General features: G+C 67.3%; 17 protein-coding genes. 8 read left to right on the top strand and 9 right to left on the bottom strand.

Annotated features, from left to right (window positions below):
• Window positions 1-48: 48 nt before the first annotated feature.
• Window positions 49-1221 (top strand): acyl-CoA dehydrogenase family protein, encoded by a 1173-nt coding sequence (locus tag A5698_RS10745; protein ID WP_156670697.1) that lies wholly within the window; start codon window positions 49-51, stop codon window positions 1219-1221.
• A gap of 6 nt (window positions 1222-1227) precedes the next feature.
• Here the strand turns inward: A5698_RS10745 and A5698_RS10740 are convergent, their stop codons facing one another.
• The 4 genes from A5698_RS10740 to A5698_RS10725 form a co-directional block, all read right to left on the bottom strand.
• Window positions 1228-2181 (bottom strand): DUF2189 domain-containing protein, encoded by a 954-nt coding sequence (locus A5698_RS10740; RefSeq protein WP_068296229.1) that lies wholly within the window; start codon window positions 2179-2181, stop codon window positions 1228-1230.
• A 19-nt stretch (window positions 2182-2200) separates the two neighbouring features.
• On the bottom strand, window positions 2201-2809 hold the full coding sequence (locus A5698_RS10735) for an RDD family protein (protein ID WP_068296226.1): 609 nt from the start codon (window positions 2807-2809) through the stop codon (window positions 2201-2203).
• A 108-nt stretch (window positions 2810-2917) separates the two neighbouring features.
• On the bottom strand, window positions 2918-4318 hold the full coding sequence (locus A5698_RS10730) for a cystathionine beta-synthase (protein WP_068296223.1): 1401 nt from the start codon (window positions 4316-4318) through the stop codon (window positions 2918-2920).
• Window positions 4319-4359: 41 nt separating this feature from the next.
• Window positions 4360-5421 (bottom strand): alpha/beta hydrolase fold domain-containing protein, encoded by a 1062-nt coding sequence (locus A5698_RS10725; RefSeq protein WP_068296220.1) that lies wholly within the window; start codon window positions 5419-5421, stop codon window positions 4360-4362.
• Between the two features lie 204 nt (window positions 5422-5625).
• Between A5698_RS10725 and A5698_RS10720 the strand changes: the two genes are divergently transcribed.
• The gene (locus A5698_RS10720) at window positions 5626-6579 is read left to right on the top strand and encodes an SGNH/GDSL hydrolase family protein (protein WP_068296216.1); all 954 of its coding nucleotides are present in this window, start codon (window positions 5626-5628) and stop codon (window positions 6577-6579) included.
• 34 nt (window positions 6580-6613) lie between these two features.
• The gene (locus A5698_RS10715; RefSeq protein ID WP_067089178.1) at window positions 6614-7831 is read left to right on the top strand and encodes an acetyl-CoA C-acetyltransferase; all 1218 of its coding nucleotides are present in this window, start codon (window positions 6614-6616) and stop codon (window positions 7829-7831) included.
• 63 nt (window positions 7832-7894) lie between these two features.
• On the opposite strand, the gene A5698_RS10710 is transcribed toward A5698_RS10715, so the two are convergent.
• Window positions 7895-8797: a type IV toxin-antitoxin system AbiEi family antitoxin gene (locus A5698_RS10710; RefSeq protein ID WP_068296213.1), complete on the bottom strand. Its 903-nt coding sequence runs from the start codon at window positions 8795-8797 to the stop codon at window positions 7895-7897.
• Window positions 8798-8920: 123 nt separating this feature from the next.
• Window positions 8921-9775, bottom strand: coding sequence for a Bax inhibitor-1/YccA family protein (locus A5698_RS10705; protein WP_068296289.1), 855 nt, complete (start codon window positions 9773-9775; stop codon window positions 8921-8923).
• 166 nt (window positions 9776-9941) lie between these two features.
• On the opposite strand from A5698_RS10705, the gene A5698_RS10700 reads away from it, so the two are divergent.
• From A5698_RS10700 to A5698_RS10690, 3 genes are read left to right on the top strand one after another with little or no spacing between them, the layout of a single operon-like run.
• Window positions 9942-10988, top strand: a complete 1047-nt coding sequence (locus A5698_RS10700; RefSeq protein ID WP_068296210.1) for an enoyl-CoA hydratase/isomerase family protein — start codon at window positions 9942-9944, stop codon at window positions 10986-10988.
• Window positions 10985-11761, top strand: coding sequence for an enoyl-CoA hydratase (locus A5698_RS10695; RefSeq protein ID WP_067089186.1), 777 nt, complete (start codon window positions 10985-10987; stop codon window positions 11759-11761). Before A5698_RS10700 ends, A5698_RS10695 begins: the two co-directional genes overlap by 4 nt.
• 9 nt (window positions 11762-11770) lie before the next feature.
• Window positions 11771-13489, top strand: a complete 1719-nt coding sequence (locus A5698_RS10690) for an alpha/beta hydrolase (RefSeq protein WP_068296208.1) — start codon at window positions 11771-11773, stop codon at window positions 13487-13489.
• Here the strand turns inward: A5698_RS10690 and A5698_RS10685 are convergent.
• Both A5698_RS10685 and A5698_RS10680 read right to left on the bottom strand, forming a co-directional pair.
• The gene (locus A5698_RS10685; protein ID WP_068296205.1) at window positions 13486-13860 is read right to left on the bottom strand and encodes a rhodanese-like domain-containing protein; all 375 of its coding nucleotides are present in this window, start codon (window positions 13858-13860) and stop codon (window positions 13486-13488) included. The genes A5698_RS10690 and A5698_RS10685 overlap by 4 nt on opposite strands.
• Window positions 13857-14402: a cysteine dioxygenase gene (locus A5698_RS10680; RefSeq protein ID WP_068296202.1), complete on the bottom strand. Its 546-nt coding sequence runs from the start codon at window positions 14400-14402 to the stop codon at window positions 13857-13859. The genes A5698_RS10685 and A5698_RS10680 overlap by 4 nt, the downstream gene beginning before the upstream one ends.
• A gap of 263 nt (window positions 14403-14665) precedes the next feature.
• Between A5698_RS10680 and lpqV the strand changes: the two genes are divergently transcribed.
• Together lpqV and A5698_RS10670 are read left to right on the top strand one after the other, a co-directional pair.
• Window positions 14666-15109, top strand: a complete 444-nt coding sequence (gene lpqV, locus A5698_RS10675; RefSeq protein ID WP_068296200.1) for a lipoprotein LpqV — start codon at window positions 14666-14668, stop codon at window positions 15107-15109.
• Window positions 15110-15142: 33 nt separating this feature from the next.
• Window positions 15143-16132 carry a patatin-like phospholipase family protein gene (locus A5698_RS10670; RefSeq protein ID WP_068296197.1) on the top strand — a complete coding sequence of 330 codons (990 nt, stop codon included), beginning with the start codon at window positions 15143-15145 and terminating at the stop codon, window positions 16130-16132.
• On the opposite strand, the gene A5698_RS10665 is transcribed toward A5698_RS10670, so the two are convergent.
• Window positions 16129-16974 carry a patatin-like phospholipase family protein gene (locus A5698_RS10665; RefSeq protein WP_156670695.1) on the bottom strand — a complete coding sequence of 282 codons (846 nt, stop codon included), beginning with the start codon at window positions 16972-16974 and terminating at the stop codon, window positions 16129-16131. The genes A5698_RS10670 and A5698_RS10665 overlap by 4 nt on opposite strands.
• Window positions 16975-16999: the final 25 nt, after the last annotated feature.

Below are 16999 nucleotides of genomic sequence, written 5' to 3'. Positions count from 1 at the left end.
TCAGCCTAGCCACGACTGTGAGCCGCGCCGACCGGGTAGACATGTCCCATGAGCTCTGCGACCCGCCTCGAGGACATGCTCGAGCTGGATTCACTGCTGTCACCCGAAGACATCGAACTGCGCCAGACCGTGCGCCGGTTCGGCGAGCAACGGCTGAGGCCGTCCATCGCCGAATGGTTCGAGACCGGTCAGGTCCCGGTCCGCGAACTGGCCGCCGATCTCGGCAAGCTCGGCCTGCTCGGCATGCACCTGACCGGTTACGGCTGCGGCGGGTCGAGCGCGACGGCCTACGGCCTGGTGTGCCAGGAACTCGAGGCCGTCGACAGCGGGCTGCGCAGCCTGGTCTCGGTGCAGGGCTCGCTGGCGATGTTCGCGATCCACCGCTGGGGCAGCGAGGAGCAGCGCAACCAGTGGCTGCCCGCGATGGCCGCCGGCGAGGCGATCGGATGCTTCGGGCTGACCGAACCCGACTTCGGCTCCAACCCGGGTGGCATGCGCACGAACGCCAAGCGCGACGGGTCCGACTGGATCCTCAACGGTTCGAAGATGTGGATCACCAACGGCTCGGTCGCCGATGTGGCGGTCGTCTGGGCGCAGACCGACGACGGGGTGGCCGGCTTCCTGGTGCCGGCCGGCACGCCCGGTTTCGAGGCCACCGACATGACGCACAAGCTGTCGCTGCGGGCCTCGGTGACCTCGGAGCTGCACCTCGACGATGTCCGGCTGCCCGACGACGCGAAACTGCCCGAGGCCCGTGGGTTGTCCGGGCCGCTCAGCTGCCTGTCGGAGGCCCGGTTCGGGATCGTGTTCGGCAGCGTCGGTGCGGCCAGGGACTGCCTGCAGGCCGCACTGGACTATGTCGGCACCCGCGAGGTGTTCGACAAGCCGCTGTCGGCCTATCAGCTGACCCAGGCCAAGATCGCCGACATGGCAGTCGAACTCGGGAAGGCTCAACTTCTGGCGCTTCACCTGGGCAGGCTCAAGGACGAGGGGCGGATCAAGCCCGAGCAGGTCAGCTTCGGCAAGCTCAACAACGTCCGCGAGGCCATCCAGATCGCCCGGCAGTGCCGAACCCTGTTGGGTGCCAACGGAATCACCCTGGAGTACCCGGTCATCCGGCACGCGAACAACCTGGAGTCGGTGCTGACCTACGAGGGCACGTCGGAGGTGCACCAGTTGGTCATCGGAGAGGCGCTGACCGGTGTCAGCGCCTTCCGATGAACCGTTCTACTGCTGCGGAACCTGCGGCGGCGGGCCCGGCGGCAGGGGTTGCGGGTTCAGTTCGGCGACCTGACCACCGCTGAGCTTGCGGTACGCGTAGACCTCGATCAGCGCGCTCAGCGGAAGCGCGACGAGCAGGCCCACACCGCAGAGCAACGCACCGACGAGCGTGACCGCGACGACCACGAGGAAGGTCAGCAGCACCTGACCGAAGTTGTTCTTCGCGATGTCGAAGCTGGTCTTTATGGCATCGATCGGCGACAGGTTTCGGTCCAGCAGGGCGATCACGGTGAACATCGTGAAGATGGCCACGATGAACCCAGGGATGAAGCACAGCGCGAAGCCGATCGAGGTCAGCAACCCGACGATTACGCTCGCGATGATGACGGCACCGACGTTGCGCGGTTTGAAGAACGACCCGATGGTCACCCGTTCGCCGTTGGCGACGCTCAATATGCCGTTGTAGTAGGCGGATTGGATGATGCCGCCGACCACCAGGGAGACCAGCCAACCGACAATGGTGACCGCGAGGCTAATGGGACCCGAAACGTTGAATGAGAAGAAAAAGCCATCGCTATCAGAAGAATAACTAGTTGATTCGGGTTCCAGGACAGCCGACAGCACGCCGAAGAGCACCTGCAGCAGTGAGACGATGACACCGTAGACCAGCGTCGGAACGATCAGCGCAGCGGCGTTGGAAGTGAACTTGCCCCACGCCCACGAGAACGCGTCGCCGACGCTGTACTGCTGTGCCCCAGGGAATCCCGGCCCATCCGCCGGCGGGTAGCCACCTGCTGGCGGATAACCGCCCGGCGGAGGCGGCCGATAACCGACCCCCGGTGGCGGATAACCCCCCGGAGGCGGTGGCGGCGGATAACCTCCCGGCGGAGGCGGAGGTGGATAGCCACCGGGCGGCGGTGGCGGGTTGTTTCCTGTCGGAGGGGGCGGTTGATCAGTCATGTGACCTTTCCCGGTTGATTTACAACGGAAAGCAGACGGTGTGGATGAGTTTATCCGCAATGGTCTGCCGTTTGGCGTCCCACAGCGGGAACAGATACCCGATGTAACAGATCGCGGCGTCCACGATGTGCGCCAGCTGGCGAACGATTGACATGCCGAAACCGATTGGCTGACCGGTTTTTTCGCTAACTACCTTGAATCTCAGCATCGACTTGCCGATGCTGGAGCCGGTGACGCCTTGGCGGTAGCCGTAGTTCCAGATCACGTACCCCAGAACGAGTATCGATGTGATCGTGAGTGCGAGCTGGCCGACCGTCGAGGCGCCCGTCGCGCAGAACTCGCCGAGCTCGTAATCGGAAACGTCGGTGATGCAAGCGGTTTCCTGAGTGCCGAGCAGCAACGCGTAACCGATACCCCAGAGGATGAAGATCGGGATCGAGTCGACCAGCCAGGCCAGCACGCGGGTGAACCACGACGTGTAAGCCTCTTTCGGCAGCGCTTGAACCGGTTGTGCCGGAGATGGATAACCCGTCGCCGTCGGCGGCGTGCCGTCACCCTGTGGCGGTGGCGGATAGCCACCACGCGGTGGGGGCGGATAGTCCCCGGGGGGTTGCGGCTGATCGGTCATCGGACGACTCCAGTCTGCTTCTTAGCTGGGATCAAGCGTGCTTACATTACCGGAGAAGCGCCCTTGCGCAGGGATTTCTGCGCGGAATGCGGACGTCCGAAGCGAGTGCTAGCGAACCCGGCGCTTACTGCCGTCCGACAGGAAACCGAGCAGGTCGTGACGGGTCAGCACGCCTACCGGCTTGCCTTCCTCGACGACCATCACGGCGTCGCACTCGCGAAGCTCTTTCGCCGCGGCGCTGACGGTTTCGCCCGCCCCGATCAGCGGTAGCGGCGGACTCATGTGGTCGGCCACCGCGTCAGCGAGCTTGGCCCGGCCCTCGAACACGGCCGAAAGCAGTTCGCGCTCGGACACGCTGCCCGCGACCTCTCCCGCCATCACCGGTGGTTCGGCACCGACGACGGGCATCTGCGAGACGCCGTATTCGCGAAGGATTCCGATTGCGTCGCGCACCGTTTCCGACGGGTGCGTATGGACCAGGTCGGGCAACGCCCCCGACTTTCCGCGCAGCACGTCGCCGACCGTCGACTCCTCCACCGAACCATCCAGCCGACTGCGCAGGAATCCGTAGGATGACATCCAGTCATCGTCGAAAATCTTTGCGAGGTAACCTCTTCCGCCGTCGGGCAGAAGAACGACCACGAGCGCGTCCGGGCCGGCCCGCTCGGCCACCTTGTTGGCGGCGACGACCGCCATACCACACGACCCGCCGACGAGCAGCGCCTCCTCGCGGGCCAGCCGGCGCGTCATCTCAAACGAATCGGCGTCCGAGACCGCGATGATCTCGTCGGGCACCGCGGGGTCGTAGGCCTTGGGCCAGAAGTCCTCGCCGACTCCCTCCACCAGATACGGCCGTCCAGTCCCGCCGGAGTACACCGAACCCTCCGGATCGGCGCCTATCACACGCACCTTGCCGCCGGAAACCTCCTTCAGGTAGCGCCCGGCGCCGGTGATGGTGCCGCCGGTGCCGACGCCCGCCACGAAATGCGTGACCTTGCCGTCGGTGTCGGCCCAGATCTCCGGGCCGGTCGTCTCGTAGTGCGACTCGGGACCCATCGGGTTGGAGTACTGGTCGGGTTTCCACGCCCCGTCGATTTCGCCCACCAGCCGGTCCGAGACGCTGTAGTAGCTGTCCGGATGGTCCGGTGGCACCGCGGTCGGGCACACGACCACGTCGGCACCGTAGGCCCGCAACACGTTGCGCTTGTCCTCGCCGACCTTGTCGGGGCACACGAAGATGCATTTGTAACCGCGCTGCTGGGCAATCAAGGCCAGCCCCACGCCGGTGTTCCCCGACGTCGGTTCGACGATCGTGCCGCCGGGCTTCAGCTCACCGCTGGCCTCCGCGGCATCGATCATCTTGATCGCGATGCGGTCCTTGGAGCTGCCGCCGGGGTTGAGGTACTCGATCTTTGCCGCGACCGTGCCCGCTCCCTGGCGGACAACGGAGTTCAGCTGTACCAGGGGGGTGTTGCCGATGAGCTCACTGACGTGCCGGGCGATGCGCATGACTCCATCGTGTCAGGCGGCTTTCCCCGTCACCAGCTGGGTTACCAGGTGACCTCTCGGATATAGTCGCCGATCTGACGCAGTGAGCGTTTGGCCTCCGGCACGATCGGCGCCGCAATCTGGAACACATGCATCTGCCCTGGCCAGACGCGGACCTCGACCGGTACGCCCGCGGCGGCCAGCCGCCGGGCGGCCTTGCGGGCGTCGCTGACCAGCACCTCGGATCCGGAAACGTGGATCAGTGTGCGTGGCAGCCCAGGCTCGATGTGGTCGAGCGGCTCGTAGACCTCTTCGGCCGCGCCGTCCTTGCTGCTCCGCTTTGCGGCCTCTTCGATCAGGTCGACCAACGCGTAGAACGCTCGCGGCGGGAACATCGCGTCGCTGCGGATGTTCGGGTGGTTGGCGCGGGCCTCATTGTCGATCTCGAACAGCGGCGACATCGTCACCATCGCGGCGGGCACCTCGCCCTCGAAGCCTTCCCTCTGCAGGCGTTCGGCCAGCGCGAGGGCCAGATAGCCGCCCGCCGAGTCGCCGGCAAGCACGACCTGCCCGGCCTCGTAACCCTGCTCACGCAGCCACTGGTAGGCGTCGTAGCAGTCGTCGACAGCCATGCCGACGGAGTGCTTCGGGATCATCCGGTAGTTGACTACCAGCACCGGGCAATCCGCGTAGCCCGACAGCGCCTGGACCAGTCGGCCATGCGAGTTGACGCCGCAGGTCAGGAAGGCCCCGCCGTGCATGTAGAGGATGACGCCGCGTTTGCCGTCAGCGGGCAGCACACCGGGCGCCCGGACAAGTTGCGCGGTGCAGTTCGGCAAACCAATCGTTGCGCGCACGGTGCCGGGTGCTGGCCGTGCGATACGCGAGACGAAGTCGACCAGGCCCCAGGGCCACGGCAGCCGCGGCGCATAACTACCGATAGCTAACGTGGGTTTCACAGTTAGCAGGGCCGCCAGGGATACCAGGCGGCCGCCAAGGCTCGGCCCCTCTTCGACAATCTCTACCGGCGCCCCGTCGCTGACTGGGAACCTGCGTGGCTTACGCGCGTGAAAAGGCGATACGGTGGGTCGGCCAATAGGGCCGATCTGGCTCGGTGCGGTCATGACAACCACCCCCTCCGACGTTTGAAGCCGGTAGTGCTGAGTACGCCTAATTTTCTGGACGTGACTCGCGCCTTAGCTTGACACCATACGTTCATTCCAACAATGAGCGAGTCATATTCGATACCGGAGTTGATACCGCAATGTGACCCCCTACCGCTTCTCGCCACGCGGATAGCCCGAGGAAACCCACCTAAACTTGCCTGCGTGGGCACACCGCGCCGGACGACCACCCTCGCGTTCGCGGCCGCGGCCACGCTCGGCTCCGCTTATATCGGTGCGCGCAACCTGCTGATGGGTCAGGCCGATCAGGCGCGACGCGCCATCCCACAGGCGTGGGACATTCCGCCGCGGGCCGACGGCGTGTACTCCCCCGGCGGCGGTTCGGTCGAGCGGTGGCATCGTGATGTGCCGTTCGACCTGCATCTGATGGTGTTCGGCGACTCCACCGCAACCGGTTACGGCGCCACCACCGCAGAAGAGGTACCAGGGGTTCTGCTCGCCCGAGGGCTGGCCGAGGTCTCCGGGAAACGGATTCGGCTGAGCACCAAGGCGATCGTCGGGGCGACGTCGAAGGGGCTGCCCAGCCAGATAGACGCGATGTTCGTCGCCGGACCGCCGCCTGACGCCGCGGTAATCATGATCGGCGCCAACGACATCACCCGACCCAACGGCATCCGCCAGTCCGCGCATCGCCTGGGAAAGGCGGTGCGGCGGTTACGCGCCGCCGGCGCCGTCGTGGTCGTCGGGACGTGCCCCGACTTCGGTGTGATCACCGCGATACCGCAACCGCTGCGCGCGATCGCCCGCAGCCGCGGCCTGCGACTGGCCCGCGCCCAGACTGCCGCTGTCCGGGCCGAGGGCGGTGTTCCCGTGCCCCTGGCCGATCTGCTGGCACCGCACTTCCGGTCCACCCCCGACGTGCTGTTCTCGCCGGACATGTTCCATCCGTCCGGTGCGGGATATGCGCTCGCCGCGCAGCAACTGCTGCCCGCGCTGTGTAATGCCTTGAGCGACTGGCTCGGTGGTGTGGCGCCGGAGTTGCCGTGGCGGACGCGCTCGGGCGAGGGCTTCGCGCTGCCGGCCCGGGTTGGCGGGCTGAGCAGGCTGTGGCGGCGCTCGACTGGGGTCCCCGCACCCATCGTGGCGTCCGCGGGCTAGGTTCTCCTCATAGCCACCGATGCGAGGAGACACCATGCCTGAAGCCGTCATTGTCGCGACCGCGCGGTCGCCGATCGGCCGCGCCGCGAAGGGTTCACTTGTCGACATCCGGCCCGACGACCTGGCCGCGCAGATGGTGCGCGCGGTGCTGGACAAGGTGCCCGCGCTGGATCCGCGCGAGATCGACGACCTGATCATGGGCTGCGGGCAGCCCGCGGGCGAGGCCGGGTTCAACATCGGCAGGGCGGTCGCCGTCCAGCTCGGTTACGACTTCTTGCCCGGGACGACGGTGAACCGCTACTGCTCGTCGTCGCTGCAGACCACCCGGATGGCGTTCCACGCGATCAAGGCCGGCGAGGGACATGCGTTCATTTCGGCTGGCGTGGAGACGGTTTCGCGTTTCCCGAAGGGCACGGCCGACGGTTGGCCGGACAGCAAGAACCCGTTGTTCGCCGACGCCATGGCCCGCTCGGACCAGGCGGCCGCGGGCGCCGAGGAGTGGCATGACCCGCGCGAGGACGGCGTGCTGCCCGACGTGTACATCGCGATGGGCCAGACCGCGGAGAACGTCGCGCTGCACACCGGCATCAGCCGCGAGGACCAGGACCACTGGGGGGTCCGGTCGCAGAACCGCGCCGAGGAGGCCATCAAGAACGGCTTCTTCGAGCGTGAGATCGTCCCGGTGACGCTGCCCGACGGCACTGTGGTGTCCAAGGACGACGGTCCGCGCGCGGGCACCACCTACGAGAAGATCAGCCAGCTCAAGCCGGTGTTCCGTCCGAACGGCACCATCACCGCCGGCAACGCGTGCCCGTTGAACGATGGCGCCGCGGCGGTGGTGATCATGTCCGACACCAAGGCTCGCGAGCTCGGTCTCACGCCGCTGGCGCGTGTGGTCTCGACGGGTGTGAGCGGGTTGTCGCCGGAGATCATGGGACTGGGCCCGATCGAAGCGACGAAGAAGGCGCTCGCGAACGCAGGGATGTCGATCGGCGATATCGACCTCTACGAGATCAACGAGGCGTTCGCCGTCCAGGTACTCGGCTCGGCGCGCGAACTCGGCATGGACGAGGACAAGCTCAACGTCTCGGGCGGCGCGATCGCGCTGGGCCATCCGTTCGGCATGACCGGCGCGCGCATCACTGCCACGTTGCTCAACAACCTGACGACCTACGACAAGACGTTCGGCCTGGAGACGATGTGCGTCGGCGGCGGCCAGGGCATGGCGATGGTGCTCGAGCGGCTCTCCTAGCTCTTCGCGTTGACTCTGCGCTCACGGCGTTATCCGTGCGAAAATCGCGCCGTGGACGCAGAGTCAACGCGTAGCTGACCGTACAGTCGCTCTGTTCCAGGCCCTCCGCAACCGCGCCAGTACGTCGACCGGATGGTGCCCCTTCGTCACGCGTATCACGCTCCAGCCCGAATCCTGTATGTATTCGGCGCGTTTGAGGTCGTAGGCGACACGGATCGGACCGTTCCAGTGCTGACCACCGTCGTACTCGAGCGCGAGACGGAGATCCTCCCACCCCATGTCGAGGTAGAACATCGGCCATCCATCCGGCCCAGCGACGGGTATTTGGGTACGCGGTCGGGGGTAGCCGTCACGAATTACCAACAGCCGCAACCATGTTTCCTTCGGAGATTCCGCTCCGGCGTCCATCAGTGCAAGTGCCCTCTCGAGACGACGCAGGCCACGGGTGTGCCGGTGCGCTCGGGCGAGCTCTTCGACCGCGGACGTCTTGAACCTGGTGGCAGCGGCGAGTGCATCGAGGCGAGCGACCGCACTACCCAGCGAAAAACGGCGGCCCAGGTCGAATGCTGTGCGCTCCGCAGTGGTGACGGGGATACCATCGACTCGCTCGAACTCGTTGGACAGCAACAGGTCGTGGCGAGTCACTACACCGCTCGGAGAACGCGCGTTACGCCAGATCAACTCGACAGGCACGTCGTCGTCGATCCACTTCGCGCCCAGCATCGCCGATGCCGCCGCCCCGGCAATAACCGCTTCGCGGTGTGACCACAGCCAAGCGGCAACGGTGCGCTGCCGTAGGGTCGGCTCGAATTCTCGGTCCAGGTAGACATTCGGCATCAGCGGCCGGTAGTACCGGCGCAGCTGATACCGGTTCAGCGCACCCTGTGCGAGCGCTTCCGTGCCGACGAACGGCGATCGTTGGAGCGCAGGCCTGCTTCCCCCATGCCGCCAGCGTGCTGATCGCAACCGACCAATTGGCATTCACTTTGCGTTCATGGCGCGAAATTGTGGATACATCGCGCCATGGACGCAGAGTCGACGCACGAAAAAGGCCCGGCACGTTTCGTGCCGGGCCTTTTCGTGAGTCTGCTAGTCGCTGTTGAAGTACGCCAGCAAGCGCAGGATCTCGATGTACAGCCAGACCAGCGTCACGGTCAAGCCGAGCGCGATGCCCCACGCCGCCTTCTCCGGCGCACCGGCGCGGATCATCTGGTCGGCCGCGTCGAAGTCGATCAGGAAGCTGAACGCCGCCAGGCCGATGCAGACCAGCGAGAAGACGATCGCGAGCGGGCCGCCGCTGCGCAGGCCGAGGCCCTCACCGCCACCGACACCGAACATCGCGAGCACCAGGTTGCCCAGCATCAACACGACGACGCCGAACAGACTGGCCACGATGAAGCGGGTGAACTTCGGCGTCACGCGGATCGCCCCGGTCTTGTAGACCACGAGCATGCCGGCGAACACGCCGATGGTGCCCAGAACGGCCTGGCTGATCAGCGCTCCGGCGCTGACGCCAGACACCATCAGGTTGGCCACCACGAACGAGAACGCGCCGAGGAAAAGGCCCTCGAGCGCCGCGTAGCTCAACACGATGCCCGGGTTGTCCTGCTTTCGGCCGAACGTCGCGATCAGCACCAAGACCAAGCCGCCGAGCGCGCCCACCAAGGTGAACGGCATGGCGAGGCCGATGTTCTGCGCGACCAGGAAGTAGGAGACGACCGCGACGGCCGACAGCACGGCGAGCGTGACACCCGTCTTGGTGACGACGTCATCGATGGTCAGCGGCCGCGCAACACCCGCCTGCCGCTGCTCCGGGTACTGCGACACATAGGGGTCGGCGTGTACCGCCTGCGTACCGTAGCCGGCGGCCCCGGTACCGAATTGCGCATATCCGCCCTGCGTCCTTGGCAGGGTGCGAAATACGGGGTTGCTGGATTCCCGCACCGTCGGTTCCTCTCGTGTGAAGTCGATCGTCAATCGGCGAACACACCGTCAACGATCCGTGTCCCTGGTTCGGTTCCCGGCAACGCCGTCGAACTTTCCCAGCTTGTTCCCAGGAAACCCTACCCAAAGCAATCGCAGGTCGGGCGACGTTCTACATTGCATACCCGTGGGCGAAAACGAGGATGTCCTAGTAACAGTTGACCGTGGCGTCGGCCTGATCACCCTCAACCGGCCCAAGGCCATCAACTCGCTGAACCACTCCATGGTCGCGACCATGGCGCGCGTGCTCACCGACTGGGAGGACGACGACGCCGTCACCGCCGTCGTGGTCGACGGCGCAGGCGAACGCGGCCTGTGCGCGGGCGGCGACATCGTCGCGCTCTACCACAGCGCGCGAGCCGAAGGCTCCGAGAAGGGCCGCGAAGCGCGAGAGTTCTGGTACGACGAATACCTGCTCAACGCCCAGATCGGCCGGTTCGCCAAACCGTATGTCGCCCTGATGGACGGCATCGTCATGGGCGGCGGCGTCGGGGTCAGCGCACACGGCAACGTTCGGGTGGTCACCGACACCACCAAGATGGCGATGCCCGAGGTCGGCATCGGCTTCGTTCCCGACGTCGGCGGCCAACTGATCCTCTCGCGCGCCCCCGGCCGGCTCGGCTATCACGCCGCGCTCACGGGCGCGAACTTCGACGGCGCCGACGCCATCGCGATGGGCTTCGCCGACCATTACGTCCCCCGCGACAGGCTCGCCGATTTCAAGTCCGCGATCGTCGCGGACGGCATCGACGCCGCACTCGCCGCCCATGCCACCGAGCCACCGCCGAGCAACCTTGTGCGCCAACGCGAATGGATTGACGAGTGTTACGCGGGCGAATCCGCGCTCGACATCGTCGCTGCCCTGCGCGGCCGTGGCGATGCCGCCGCCGAGGCGGCCGACCTCATCGAGACCCGCTCCCCCGTCTCGGTTTCCGTCACGCTGGAAGCCCTGCGCCGCGCCGCCGAACTCGCCACACTCGAAGACGTGCTGCGGCAGGAGTACCGGACGTCGTGCGGGGCCCTGCGCTCCCACGACTTCGTCGAGGGCATCCGCGCCCAGGTCGTCGACAAGGACCGCAACCCGAAATGGTCGCCCGCCTCGCTGGCGGCGGTCACCACCGCCGACGTCGAGGAGTATTTCACGCCGGCCGATCGCGAACTGGAGTTCTCATGACCGATTACGAGACCATTCTCGTCACGCGCGACGACCGCGTCGCGACCATCACCCTGAACCGGCCCAAGGCGCTCAACGCGCTCAACAGCCAGGTGATGCACGAAGTCACCTCCGCTGCAGCCGAATTGGACAATGACCCGGCGATCGGCGCCATCATCATCACCGGCAACGAGAAGGCGTTCGCCGCCGGCGCGGACATCAAGGAGATGGCCAGCCTGTCGTTCGCCGACGTCTTCTCCAGCGACTTCTTCGCCGCCTGGGGCAAGTTCGCGGCCACCCGCACCCCGACGATCGCGGCCGTCGCCGGATACGCGCTCGGCGGCGGATGCGAATTGGCGATGATGTGCGATCTGCTGATCGCCGCCGACACCGCCAAATTCGGCCAGCCCGAGATCAAACTCGGCGTGCTGCCCGGTATGGGCGGTTCGCAGCGGCTCACCCGCGCCATCGGTAAGGCCAAGGCGATGGACCTGATCCTGACCGGCCGCAACATGGATGCCGAGGAGGCCGAGCGGGCGGGCCTGGTGTCGCGGGTGGTGCCCGCCGACACGCTGCTCGACGAGGCCAACGCCGTCGCCAAGACCATCGCCGGGATGTCGCTGTCGGCCTCGCGGATGGCGAAGGAGGCCGTCAACCGCGCCTTCGAATCGACGCTGGCCGAGGGACTTCTGTACGAGCGCCGGCTGTTCCACTCGGCGTTCGCGACCGAGGACCAGACCGAGGGTATGAACGCGTTCACCGAGAAACGCCCACCGAACTTCCGCCACCGTTAATCTTCGGGGGTGACAGACACCCGCGACGACACCACCGATACGACGGTCGACGAACCGCCGCGGGAAGAACCGGCCGACAAGCCGAAAGACACCGCGTGGTGGGTGCGGCACTACACCTTCACGGGCACCGCGCTCGGGCTGATCTTCATCTGGCTATCGCTGACGCCGTCGCTGCTGCCCCGCGGGCCCTTGTTCCAGGGCCTCGTCAGCGGCGCCGCAGGCGCTTTCGGATACATGCTCGGCGTGTTCGTGGTGTGGCTGGTGCGCTACATGCTGTCGAGGGACGCCACCCCGCCGGCACCGCGACAGGCGTGGATCGCGCTGGCGGTCATCGGCGTCATCGGCCAGGTGTTGATGATCGTTTACTTCCACATCTGGCAGGACGAGGTGCGCGACCTCAACGGCGTAGCGCGCATGGGCTTCTGGGATCACCCGCTGACCGCGGTGCTGTCGATCGTGACGCTGTTCGTGCTCGTCGAGATCGGGCAGTTGATCGGCAAGCTCGTCCGGTTCCTGGTACGCCAGCTCGAACGCGTTGCGCCACCGAGGGTCTCGGCGGTAGTCGTCGTGGTACTGCTGCTCGCGCTCACGATCGCGCTGCTGAACGGCGTCGTCGTGCGCTTCGCGATGAGCACCATCAACCGCACGTTCGCCGCGGTCAACGACGAAACCGATCCCGACTTCCCCGCGCCCACTTCGCCGTTGCGCTCCGGCGGCCCCGGATCACTGGCCAGCTGGGAGTCGCTCGGTCACCAAGGCAGGGTGTTCGTGGCCGCGGGGCCGACGGTCGAGGAGTTGACGGCGTTCAACGGCCGGCCGGCCGTCGAGCCCATCCGCGCCTACGCCGGATTGCATTCCGCGGACGGCATCAAGGCCACCGCCGAGTTGGCCGCCCGCGAACTGCAGCGCACCGGCGGGCTGGACCGTGACGTCGTCGCCGTGGCCACCACCACCGGCACCGGGTGGATCAACGAGGCCGAGGCCTCGGCGCTCGAATACATGTACAACGGCGACACCGCGATCGTGTCGATGCAGTATTCGTTCCTGCCGAGCTGGTTGTCGTTCCTCGTCGACAAGGAGAACGCGCGCCAGGCGGGCCAGGCGTTGTTCGAGGCCGTCGACGCGCTGATCCGCGAGATGCCGGAAGGACAACGACCGCGCCTGGTCGTCTTCGGCGAGAGCCTCGGATCGTTCGGCGGCGAAGCCCCGTTCCTCGCGCTCAACAATCTCGTCGCCCGCACGGACGGCGCCCTATTCAGCGGTCCGACGTTCAACAACACGATCTGGACGCAGCTGACCCGCGACCGCGACCCCGGCTCGCCGATGTGGCTGCCGATCTACGACGACGGCGAGAATGTGCATTTCGCCGCGCGCGCCGAGAATCTGGCCCGCCCCGACGCACCGTGGGACAACCCGCGGGTGGTGTACCTGCAGCACGCCTCGGACCCGATCGCGTGGTTCAACCCGGATCTGCTTTTCGCCGAACCGGATTGGCTCAAGGAGCCGCGTGGATACGACGTCTCCGGGCGGATGCAGTGGATCCCGGTGGTGACGTTCCTCCAGGTGTCGGCGGACATGGCGGTGGCGGTCGACGTGCCCGACGGTCACGGTCACGTCTACGTCAAGGATGTGGCCAACGCGTGGGCGGCGATTCTGCAGCCGCCGGGATGGACTCCGGAGAAGACCGAGCGCCTCCGACCGCTGCTGTCGAACGACGAGAACGCTTAAGCCAGCACGGTCTTCAACGCGTGGTATCCGCCGACGACATCGGTCGCGCGGTGCAGCCCGAGGTCGAGCAGCGACGCCGCGGCTAGGCTCGAGGTGTATCCCTCCGAGCACAGCACCACCCATTCGACATCGTCGTCGACGGCCTGCGGCAACCGGGCGTCGCTGGTCGGATCGCAGCGCCACTCGAGCACGTTGCGCTCGATCACCAGCGCTTGATCCACCTCACCCTCGCGGGCGCGCTGGGCCTGAGGCCGGATGTCGACCAGGATCGCGCCGCGGTCCAACGCCACGGGCACCTCGGATGCCGGCATCCGGCGCAGCCGGGCGCGGGCGTCGTACAGGATTCGGTCGATACGACTCGTCACGATCATCCCTCCGGCGCGTCGGTCAGCTCGGTCCGGTTGCGGCGCAACGTATTCCGATCTGTGACCTCGTAGTACGACATCGCGGTCAACGGCGGCGAGTAGGCGTGCACGCTCAACGTCGGCGTGATGGGGGCCGACGTGTCGCGATCGGGCGCCCACACCACGTCGTGCACCCATCCCAGCGGGAAGGCGGCCTGATCCCCGGCGCGCAGCCGACGATGCCGCAACGCCCCGCCGTCCCAACGGGTCTCCCGCAGCGCACCCGAAACTACGGTCAGCGCGCCGAGTGAGCCGCCATGGTCGTGCATCTCGGTCGACCGGTCGGGCACCCAGCTGATCAGCCAGATGTCGAGCTCGTCATCGCCGTGAAGGCGCGTGAACCACCGCTCGTCGCGGGGCGGGCCGCCGGCCGGCAGCAGGTGGTCGTAGCGACCGCTGAGCACATCGTCGGCGCCGCGGTCGGTGGCGAGCAGAAGATCGGGCAGACGCAGCTGGGTCGGCGCGGAGACTGCGGGGACGGCAGGGGGCAGGACTGCAGGGGAGACCATCAAAGCTCCAGGGAAACCGGAAACGGGCAGGGCGGGGCGCTAAGCCCAACAACACTCCTGGCGTCCGGTCGTCATGGTCGCAAGTCTGGCACGGGTCACCCGCCACTTCCCGGACCGTGGCCGTCCCTCCCGGACGGGTGAGGCATCGCCGCAGGCCAGGCGCATGATGCCGGCGTCGGAGAATAGATTCACCGTGAGCCCAACCCCGACGATCCGTCCAGCCGGTGTTCGCCGCCGGCCGGCCATTGCCTAGATTGACCGACATGCGCATGCGTCACGGCGTCGCGGCGGCCGCAGCGATGATCGCTGTCGTCGCGGGATGTTCATCGGACACCGAAGGCACCTCCGAGGAGGCCTCGTCGCCGGCCGAGTCGGCCTCCGCCGCTCCTGATTCGGAAACACCCACGGCGGCACCGGGATCCGTCGCGGTCTCCCCTGGCGGCGTCACCACGGCGGTCGGCGCCCCTGCCGACTCGACCGAGGAGGAGTACGCCAAGGCCTGTGAAGCGGCGTGGCAGTTCATGGCCGAACGCGGCGGCGACCCGAAGGACCACATCGAGCCCTACCTCGGCATGCTCCAATCCACGGATTCGGCGGGGCCCGGCACGTACGGCACCCCCTGGTCGCAGTTGCCGCCGCCGCGTCAGGCCGCGGTGATCGTCGCCGTGCAGGCGGCCGCCGACCACCTCTGCGACACAAACGGCTGACCCGCACCCGTCCGGGCGCGGGACAATGGCGGCATGGCTAAGCGGGTCGCACTGGCGCTGGGTAGTGGCGGCGCCCGCGGCTACGCCCATATCGGGGTGATCGAGGAACTGCAGGAGCGCGGCTACGAGATCGTCGGCGTCGCCGGATCGTCCATGGGCGCCCTCGTCGGTGGGCTGCACGCGGCAGGGAAGCTCGACGAGTTCTCCGAATGGGCCAAGTCGCTCACCCAGGGCGCAGTGCTGAGGCTGCTCGACCCCTCGATCACCGCGGCGGGCGTGCTGCGCGCCACGAAGATCCTCGACGCGGTCCGCGACATCCTCGGTGACGTTCGCATCGAGGACCTGCCGATCCCGTACACCGCGGTCTCGACGGATCTCATCGCCGGCAAGTCCGTATGGCTGCAGCGCGGCCCGGTGGATGCCGCGATCCGGGCGTCGATCGCGATACCGGGTGTGATCGCGCCGCATGTGCTCGACGGCCGCCTGCTCGCCGACGGCGGCATCCTCGAACCGCTTCCGATGGCGCCGATCGCGGCCGTCAACGCCGACCTCACCATCGCGGTGTCCCTGGCAGGCAGCGAGGCCGGCGGCGCCGACGAGCCGGCCCCGCACGGCTCGCGCGCGAGCACCGAATGGCTGACCCGGGTGTGGCGCAGCACCACGTCGCTGTTCGAGTCCAATGCGGTGCTGAATCGTTTCGGCACCGCGCAGGAAGGCGATCCCGCGGAAGGGGACAGCGAGGAAGAACTCGTCGACGCCACCAAGGAGGCGTCGGCGGTGGTGCCCAAACTCGGCAGCTTCGAGGTGATGAACCGCACGATCGACATCGCCCAGGCCGCGCTCGCGCGGCATCAGCTCGCCGGGTACCCGCCCGACATGCTCATCGAGGTGCCGCGTTCGGCCTGCCGCAGCCTCGAGTTCCACCGGGCCGCCGAGGTGATCGACATCGGGATCGAGTTGACCGCCGCCGCACTGGACGCGTTCGACACCGCACCCGAAAACGGCGCCGCCACCGGGGATTAGAGGCCGAGGTGGTCGGCGATCTGGGCTGCGACTGTGCGGCCCTGCCGGCGTCCGGTGTGCGCCGACGGCGCCCGGCATGCGGGATCGAGCGGGTTGTCCCCGAACGCCGCGAGCGACTCGTCGTCGGCGAATACGGCGAAGGCGCCGTGTGCTGTGGCCTCGTCCCTGGCCGCGGTCCCGAACGGCGACGGAGACGACAGACCCTGCGGAATCAACGCGATCAGAACATCGCAGTCGTCGGCGAGCGCCAGGTTGACGGTGCTGCCGACGCCGCCGTCCATGTACCGGCGCGACCCGATCGTGACGGGCGGCCACACCCCGGGCACCGCGCAACTCGCCGCGACCGCGTCGACGAGCGACACGCCCGAGGAGCGGTCGAAGGCCACCAGTTCACCGGTCGCGGCGTCGATCGCGGGGATGCGCAGATCGCGGTCCGGCCAGTCGTGCCACGGCAGCCGCTGCTCGATGACCCTCCGGCGCACCTCTTCGGTGACGGTGTCGGCGGACAGCGCGACCGCACCGATGCGCTGCAGTTTCTCGGTTTTCGAGCCGGGCGTGGTCATCGCCTTGAGGAACATCTCGGTGATGCCCTCGATGCCCGCACCGGGATTGATCTCTGACGACGTCGCCGCGGTCTGCCGCTCGAACAACGCCTCCAACCCGAGTCCGCTGACGAGTTGCGCGGCGACCGTGGATCCGGCGGATGTACCGACAAGGACATCGGAGGCCAGCAACGCCTCGGCGGTGGCGGGTGATTCGTCGGCGATACCCGCCAGGATGCCGGTCTCCCATGCGATCCCCGCCAGGCCGCCGCCGGCCAGTACCAGTGCGCGTCTCGTCACAGCCCGTGAGTGTGCCAGGCGACGG

This window comes from Mycobacterium sp. E136 (genome assembly GCF_001666865.1).
Taxonomy (GTDB): Bacteria; Actinomycetota; Actinomycetes; order Mycobacteriales; family Mycobacteriaceae; genus Mycobacterium.
Note: the sequence above shows the minus strand (reverse complement) of the source record. Positions and strands in the feature narration are given on the sequence as shown.

What these genes read in the sequence shown, in the direction of transcription:
- A5698_RS10745 (WP_156670697.1), top strand. Translation starts at nt 49, where the DNA reads ATGAGCTCTGCGACCCGCCTCGAGGACATGCTCGAGCTGGATTCACTG.
- A5698_RS10740 (WP_068296229.1), bottom strand. Translation starts at nt 2,181, where the DNA reads ATGACTGATCAACCGCCCCCTCCGACAGGAAACAACCCGCCACCGCCG.
- A5698_RS10735 (WP_068296226.1), bottom strand. Translation starts at nt 2,809, where the DNA reads ATGACCGATCAGCCGCAACCCCCCGGGGACTATCCGCCCCCACCGCGT.
- A5698_RS10730 (WP_068296223.1), bottom strand. Translation starts at nt 4,318, where the DNA reads ATGCGCATCGCCCGGCACGTCAGTGAGCTCATCGGCAACACCCCCCTG.
- A5698_RS10725 (WP_068296220.1), bottom strand. Translation starts at nt 5,421, where the DNA reads ATGACCGCACCGAGCCAGATCGGCCCTATTGGCCGACCCACCGTATCG.
- A5698_RS10715 (WP_067089178.1), top strand. Translation starts at nt 6,614, where the DNA reads ATGCCTGAAGCCGTCATTGTCGCGACCGCGCGGTCGCCGATCGGCCGC.
- A5698_RS10695 (WP_067089186.1), top strand. Translation starts at nt 10,985, where the DNA reads ATGACCGATTACGAGACCATTCTCGTCACGCGCGACGACCGCGTCGCG.
- A5698_RS10685 (WP_068296205.1), bottom strand. Translation starts at nt 13,860, where the DNA reads ATGATCGTGACGAGTCGTATCGACCGAATCCTGTACGACGCCCGCGCC.
- A5698_RS10680 (WP_068296202.1), bottom strand. Translation starts at nt 14,402, where the DNA reads ATGGTCTCCCCTGCAGTCCTGCCCCCTGCCGTCCCCGCAGTCTCCGCG.
- lpqV (WP_068296200.1), top strand. Translation starts at nt 14,666, where the DNA reads ATGCGCATGCGTCACGGCGTCGCGGCGGCCGCAGCGATGATCGCTGTC.
- A5698_RS10670 (WP_068296197.1), top strand. Translation starts at nt 15,143, where the DNA reads ATGGCTAAGCGGGTCGCACTGGCGCTGGGTAGTGGCGGCGCCCGCGGC.